The 6,528-nt window shown below is 29.4% G+C and carries 6 protein-coding genes; all 6 read right to left on the reverse strand.

The window, feature by feature from the left end; all coding sequences use genetic code 11:
• Nucleotides 1-2 precede the first annotated feature (2 nt).
• The 6 genes from phoU to ACTTBN_RS03035 all read right to left on the reverse strand — a co-directional run bounded on the left by phoU (nt 3) and on the right by ACTTBN_RS03035 (nt 6,511).
• Entirely contained in the window at nt 3-695 is a 693-nt protein-coding gene (phoU, locus tag ACTTBN_RS03010) for a phosphate signaling complex protein PhoU (RefSeq protein ID WP_440634122.1), read from the reverse strand.
• Nucleotides 696-698: 3 nt separating this feature from the next.
• Nucleotides 699-1,460 carry a phosphate ABC transporter ATP-binding protein PstB gene (pstB, locus tag ACTTBN_RS03015; protein ID WP_440634121.1) on the reverse strand — a complete coding sequence of 254 codons (762 nt, stop codon included), beginning with the start codon at nt 1,458-1,460 and terminating at the stop codon, nt 699-701.
• The gene (gene pstA, locus ACTTBN_RS03020; protein ID WP_440680909.1) at nt 1,460-2,722 is read right to left on the reverse strand and encodes a phosphate ABC transporter permease PstA; all 1,263 of its coding nucleotides are present in this window, start codon (nt 2,720-2,722) and stop codon (nt 1,460-1,462) included. Before pstA ends, pstB begins: the two co-directional genes overlap by 1 nt.
• Nucleotides 2,715-4,118 (reverse strand): phosphate ABC transporter permease subunit PstC, encoded by a 1,404-nt coding sequence (pstC, locus tag ACTTBN_RS03025; protein WP_440680910.1) that lies wholly within the window; start codon nt 4,116-4,118, stop codon nt 2,715-2,717. Before pstC ends, pstA begins: the two co-directional genes overlap by 8 nt.
• A gap of 109 nt (nt 4,119-4,227) precedes the next feature.
• Complete coding sequence (locus ACTTBN_RS03030) at nt 4,228-5,247, reverse strand: substrate-binding domain-containing protein (protein ID WP_440680911.1); 1,020 nt, start codon at nt 5,245-5,247, stop codon at nt 4,228-4,230.
• Nucleotides 5,248-5,353: 106 nt separating this feature from the next.
• Nucleotides 5,354-6,511: an ATP-binding protein gene (locus ACTTBN_RS03035; RefSeq protein WP_440680912.1), complete on the reverse strand. Its 1,158-nt coding sequence runs from the start codon at nt 6,509-6,511 to the stop codon at nt 5,354-5,356.
• Nucleotides 6,512-6,528 lie beyond the last annotated feature (17 nt).

Genomic DNA, 6,528 nt, shown 5'->3' on the forward strand with positions numbered 1-6,528 from the left:
TTTTATTGTTGAATAACTTTTCCTTTAGGTCTGCTACCTTTTAAGTATTCACCTTTAATTAAAAAACAAATTGTTTCAGCTATATTGGTTATGTGATCTCCAGCTCTTTCAAGGTTTTTTGTTGCAAAAATTAAATGAGTAGAGAAGTCTAAATTCTTTTTATCTTTTGAGAGAAAATCAATAACACTTTCCATAGCTATATAGGTCAAATCATCAACTTGTTCATCTTTTTCCCATACCTCTTTAGCTTTGTCATAATTTTTGTTTACATAACTATCTAGAACATCATTTAATTGTTTTATTACTAAATCTCCTAATCTCTTTAAATTTCCTAATAACTCCTCGGGTAAATCTAATGGTAATGGTTTGACTTTTTTTGCATTACTTTTAGATAGATCACCTATTCTTTCCAAGTCTTGAGATATTTTTAAAGAACTAATTGTTTCTCTTAAATCAATAGCCATAGGTGCTCTTTTGACAAGTAAAGTCATGATCTGAGTATCTATTTTAGATCTGAATTTATTTATTTCTTCGTCACTTTTAATAATTTTATCAATAGAGTCTTTATCAACTTTGATTACGGCATCCATAGAATCTACCATTTGAGACTCTGTTAAACTCCCCATTTTAATCACGGAATCAATTAAGAATCTTAATTCTTCTTCGTAAGATTTTACTGTGTGCTCATTGCTCATAATTTATCCAAATCTACCTGTAATATAGTCTTGTGTCATTTTATTGTCAGGATTTTTAAAAATTTTCTCAGTTTTACCTACTTCAATTAGCTTACCTAGATGGAAAAAGCCTGTTTTTTGTGAAACTCTAACTGCTTGAGCCATTGAGTGTGTTACAATCACAATTGTATATGTTTTTTTAAGTTCATCGATTAATTCTTCAATTTTTGCTGTTGCTATAGGATCTAATGCTGAACAAGGTTCGTCCATCAATATAACTTCAGGATTTACAGAGATTGCCCTTGCAATACAAAGTCGTTGTTGTTGACCTCCAGAAAGCCCTGTACCTGGTTCGTCTAGCCTATCTTTTACCTCTTCCCATAGAGCGGCTTTTCTTAAACTACTCTCAACAATTTCATCTAACTCACTTTTGGTTTCACCCTTGCCATGAATTTTTGGACCATACGAAATGTTGTCATAAATACTTTTTGGAAATGGATTTGGTTTTTGAAAAACCATTCCTACTCTCTCCCTTAAAGATACGACATCTAAATTTTTGTCATTAATTTCAATTCCATCAATTTCAATATTTCCAGTGACTTTACAGATATCAATTACATCATTCATTCTATTTAAACATCGAATAAAAGTAGATTTCCCACAACCAGATGGACCAATTAAAGCTGTAACCTCTTTTTCATTTAAATCTAAATTAACATCAAATAGTGCCTGTTTTTCTCCATAGAAAACATTCAAATTTTTTGATTTTATTTTTACACTATTCATTAGTTCCATCTTTTCTCAAATTTTTGTCTTAAATATACTGCTAAAAAATTCATTACAATTAAAAAACTTAATAACATCATAATAGTTGCGGATGTTTTCTCAACAAATCCTCTCTCTGCTGACTCTGACCATAAGTAAACTTGAACAGGTAATGAAGAAGATGGGTCAATTGGTGTTGATGGAATATCCACAACAAAAGCAACCATTCCAATTAAAATTAATGGTGCTGTTTCTCCCAAAGCTTGTGCTAATCCAATAATAGTTCCAGACAAAGTTCCAGGTAAAGCTAAAGGAACAACGTGATGAAATACAGATTGAAATTTAGAAGCACCAACTGCTAAAGCTCCTTCTCTTATTGATGGTGGCACTGCCTTCAATGAAGCCCTACAAGGTATAATAATTCTTGGTAATGTCATTAGCGCCAAGGTTATACCTGCAACTAATGGAGTTGATCTGGGTAATTGAATGGTGGCTAGTAAAATTTGTAGAGCTAATAAACCATAAACTATTGAAGGTACAGCTGCTAAATTGTTTATATTGATTTCAATAAAATCAGTAATTTTATTTTTTGGTGCAAATTCTTCTAGATAAATTGAAGCTAGTACAGCAACTGGAAATGCTAACAACAAGCAAATTAATATACTATAGAACGAACCTACAAGAGCTCCTCCTATACCAGCAATTTCAGGATCTCTAGAGTCTCCGTTTGTAAAAAAATAATTATTAAAATTTTTTGTTATAGTTTTGTTTTCTACAAGTTTATCATAAATTTTAAGTTGGAAATCAGAAATTCTTCTTCTATCTTCAGGTAAATCTCTCGGATAATTACCTTTATGCAATTGATCAATATCATCAGAAGCTGTGATCTCTAATGTAATAGTTTTATCAATCAAATTATTTTTATTTGAAAACGCTTTTTTAATCTCAATTTCAGCATCTGTTGTAAATAAATCTATGAGAGCATTTTCCTCATCCATATTTTGCGCTGGATATACTTTTAATAGACTTTCAATTGTAATATCAAAAAAATCAGACTCTAATATCTCCTCTTGAGAAGCACCTGGTTCAACTTCAATAAGATCTTTATTAAAGAAAACCTCAACTTTAATCGCAGTTTTCATGAAAGCGGAACTTCCTTTGGAAAATATGTTTTGGACCAAGATTATTACAAATAATAAAGCAAAAAATATTGATGCTAGACCATAAAATCTAAATCGTTTTTCAGCGTTATGTCTTTTTTTTAACCTTTGTTCTTTAGTCATATTTTTCTCGATATTTTTTAACCGCTCGTTGAGCAATGTAATTCAATATTAAAGTTGCAATAAATAAAGTTAAACCAAGTGCAAAAGCAGATTGAGTTTTTGGACTATCGAATTCTTGATCACCAACTAAAATCATTACAATTTGAGTTGTAATAGTAGTTGTTGACTCAAGTGGATTGATAGTAAGATTTGCCGCAAGTCCAGCAGCCATTACAACTATCATAGTTTCACCAATAGCTCTTGAAACTGCTAACAAAATAGAACCAATTATACCTGGTAATGCAGCTGGTATAACCACTTTCTTAATTGTCTCTGATTTCGTAGCTCCAATAGCATAAGATCCATCTCTGAGAGATTGTGGAACAGAATTAATTACATCATCAGATAATGATGAAATGTAAGGAATGATCATAATTCCCATTATTAATCCAGCCGCTAAAGCACTTTCTGATGAAACTGATAGACCTAAATTTTCACCAATCTGTCTAAAAAACGGACCAACAGTTAATGCTGCAAAGAAACCATAAACAACAGTCGGTATTCCTGCTAAAATTTCAATTATTGGTTTTGATACTCTTCTAATTTTTAATGAAGCATATTCAGCCATATATATACCTGAAAAAAGACCAATAGGTACAGCCACCAACATGGCTATGAATGCAATAAAAGTTGTGCCAGCAATTAATGGTATAAATCCAAACGCATCTTTTAGTTCCTCTAATTCTTCAGGTGTAATTGCTGATGCATCTCTTACAAATGCTCTTTGTGGACTCCAATTAGTACCAAATAAATAATCAAAAATATTTATAACAGAAAAGAATTTTATACTTTCAAATAGTAATGAGAAAATAATTCCAAGTGTAGTTAAAATAGCAATAAGGGAGGATACAAACAACAAACCTTTTAAAATTATTTCAACATCATCTCTTGCTTTATTGTTATTTTTAATTTTTTTTAATGAATAAATTACTGATAAAATAACAATGGTAAAAATTAATACTATTTTAGAGTTTGTAAAAAGATTAATAAACTTAGCATAAGCAATAGCGCTTTCTTTTAAAATAGTATCTATATCACCAAAGTATGTTCCAAGATGTATTGCTTTAATTTTTTCATAAATTAAATTTGCTTCATTTTTATCATTGAAAATCGCTCCTTGATTAGAAGCAGTTTCGATAATTATTGATTTAATTATTACAGGTTCAAAAAGAGACCATACTAATAAAAAAACTAAAGCTGGTATAGAGCACCATAGAACTAAATAATAACCATAAAACTTTGGTAAAGCGTTTAATTTTATTTTTTTTTCAATTGAAATACTTTTTGTTTTTGAACGACCATAAAAAAATAACGAAAAAGAAAATATTATAATTAAAAATATAAGAACAAAATTCATTGAAGATTTCTATATCTTCCCTTTGTTACAGTTTTGTTACAAATTAAATCACTGATTGAATTAAAAAAAGGCCAGTAAAATTCTGGCCTTTTTTCAGGATAACTTTTATCTATTTAATATTAATTATATTTAAATCTAAAGCCGCTGATCTTGTTGTTTTGTACTCTTCAGAAGCTAGAGGAACTAGTCCAATTTTTGCTAAATAACCTCTGTTACTCATAGCTTTTTTGGAAGTAAACTCTTTTAAAAATTCCTGAATACCAGGGATAACTCCAATATGGGCTTTTTTAACATAAAAGAATAATGGTCTAGCAATTGGGTAGGAGTAATCTTGAATACCTTCTAAAGATGGTTGTACACCTTCAATAGAAGCTGCTTTTACCTTATCTTTGTTTGCTACAAGGTAACTGTAACCAAAGAAACCATAAGCATCAGGGTTTGAAGTTAGTTTTTGTACAATAAGAGTATCATTTTCTCCAGCTTCGACTGCATAACCATCTTCTCTAATTTTTGCACATTCTTTTTTAGCCTTATCTCCAAATAAAGATTTAGCTGATTTTGAACAACCTTTAACCATTACAAGAGAATTCCATGCATCTCTAGTTCCTGAGGTAGGAGGAGCAACTAATATTTCAATTTTTTTGTTAGGAAGACTTGCATCAATATCACTCCATTTTTTATAAGGATTTTCAACAAGTTTACCATCAACATCAACTTTAGCTGCTAATGCTCTCCATAATTGTTCTTTTGAAAAATTAGCATCTGGCGCACTTACTGCATGAGCAAAAGAAATACCATCATTACCTACTACAATTTCAATGATTTCAGATACACCATTTTTTTCACATAAAGCTTTTTCTTTTGGTTTAATCGCTCTTGATGCATTAGTTACATCTGGGTGGTTAACACCTACACCAGCGCAGAACAATTTCATTCCACCACCAGTACCTGTACTTTCGATTACAGGGGTTTTAAACTTCCCGCTTTTACCGAATTTTTCTGCAACCACTGTTGCGTAAGGATATACAGTAGAAGATCCTACAATTTTGATTTGATCTCTTGAGTAACTAGTTGTTGTAAAACTAAGTACTAAAAGAAATCCAAATATTACACTTATTACTTTTTTCATAATTCTCCTTTTTAGATTCATAATGCGAACTAAATAGATTTGATTCTTAAATATTTTATTAAAGGAAGGTTAAACTTTTGTTACAACCACTAACTTTTTAGTTGTATTATAGTGAGTTGAATTTGATATCTATTGTTGTCCCTTGATTTTCTACACTATTAATATCCATTTCAGCTCTATGTTGCGAAACTAAATGTTTAACAATAGCTAAACCAAGCCCAGTTCCTCCAACACTACGACTTTTGCTAGGATCAACTGTAAAAAATCTCTCTGTGATTCTATGCAAAGATTCTTTTGGTATACCTATTCCCTGATCTGCTATTGAAACAATATTAAGTTCACCATCTTTTTTTGCTGAAATTGTAATTTCTTTATTTTTGTCACTATATTTAATTGAGTTATCAATGAGGTTTGTAAAAATTTCAATTAATTTATCTCTGTCACCAATTATTTTAAAATTTTCAATTTTATTAAATTTAATTTTAATATTATTTTTACTAATTATTTTTTCGTATGTTTTAATTACATAATCTAACAATTCTATTAAATCTATCTCATGAGTTGGCCTTATGTGCTCTTGCAGTTCTATTTTTGATAATGACAATAAATCTCTAATCAAATTTTCCATTCTTTCTGATTGAGATATCATTACTGGTAGCAAATTGTTTATTTCTGAATTTTTTTTTAATTCTGAATTATCATCAAAGGTCTCAAGGCCCATTTTAATTGACTGTAATGGTGTTCTAAGTTCATGAGAAACATTAGCTACAAAATCTGATTTTAGCTGCTGAAATTTATGGAATTCAGTTAAATCTCTCATTAGCAGCACGCATGATTGTTCATCAAAAAAAATGTTATTGTGATCTAAATAAGCAGTTATATTTAATCTTTGAGTTGCTTGATTTCTGATTTCAATTTCTAAATCTGTAACATTTGTGCCTTGAAAGGCTTTATCAATAGAATTTAGAAGATCTGGATTACGTAAAAAGCCACTAATATTTTCATTTAATTTTATTTGAAAAAGTTTATTTGAGGAATTGTTGCTAAAAATAATTTTTTTACTTTTATCTAATATGATTACTGCTTCTGGAATATAATTTAGTAAATCATATAAATTCTTTCTATAATCTTTGCTTTCGATAATTTTAATTTTTTCTTTTTCAGAATTATCTTCAGTATTAATCCCAAATACTCTCTCTTTTTTTAACAATAAAAATGTTAATACAACAATAATTAAAATTAAAATTATTAATAAAAGTTCCATAAAATTATAGTATTACG

This window comes from Candidatus Pelagibacter sp. HIMB1623 (genome assembly GCF_052047695.1).
Taxonomy (GTDB): Bacteria; Pseudomonadota; Alphaproteobacteria; order Pelagibacterales; family Pelagibacteraceae; genus Pelagibacter.

Coding starts and splice junctions, on each gene's coding strand:
- ACTTBN_RS03030 (WP_440680911.1), bottom strand. CDS start 5,247: ATGAAAAAAGTAATAAGTGTAATATTTGGATTTCTTTTAGTACTTAGT.
- ACTTBN_RS03035 (WP_440680912.1), bottom strand. CDS start 6,511: ATGGAACTTTTATTAATAATTTTAATTTTAATTATTGTTGTATTAACA.
- pstB (WP_440634121.1), bottom strand. CDS start 1,460: ATGAATAGTGTAAAAATAAAATCAAAAAATTTGAATGTTTTCTATGGA.
- phoU (WP_440634122.1), bottom strand. CDS start 695: ATGAGCAATGAGCACACAGTAAAATCTTACGAAGAAGAATTAAGATTC.
- pstC (WP_440680910.1), bottom strand. CDS start 4,118: ATGAATTTTGTTCTTATATTTTTAATTATAATATTTTCTTTTTCGTTA.
- pstA (WP_440680909.1), bottom strand. CDS start 2,722: ATGACTAAAGAACAAAGGTTAAAAAAAAGACATAACGCTGAAAAACGA.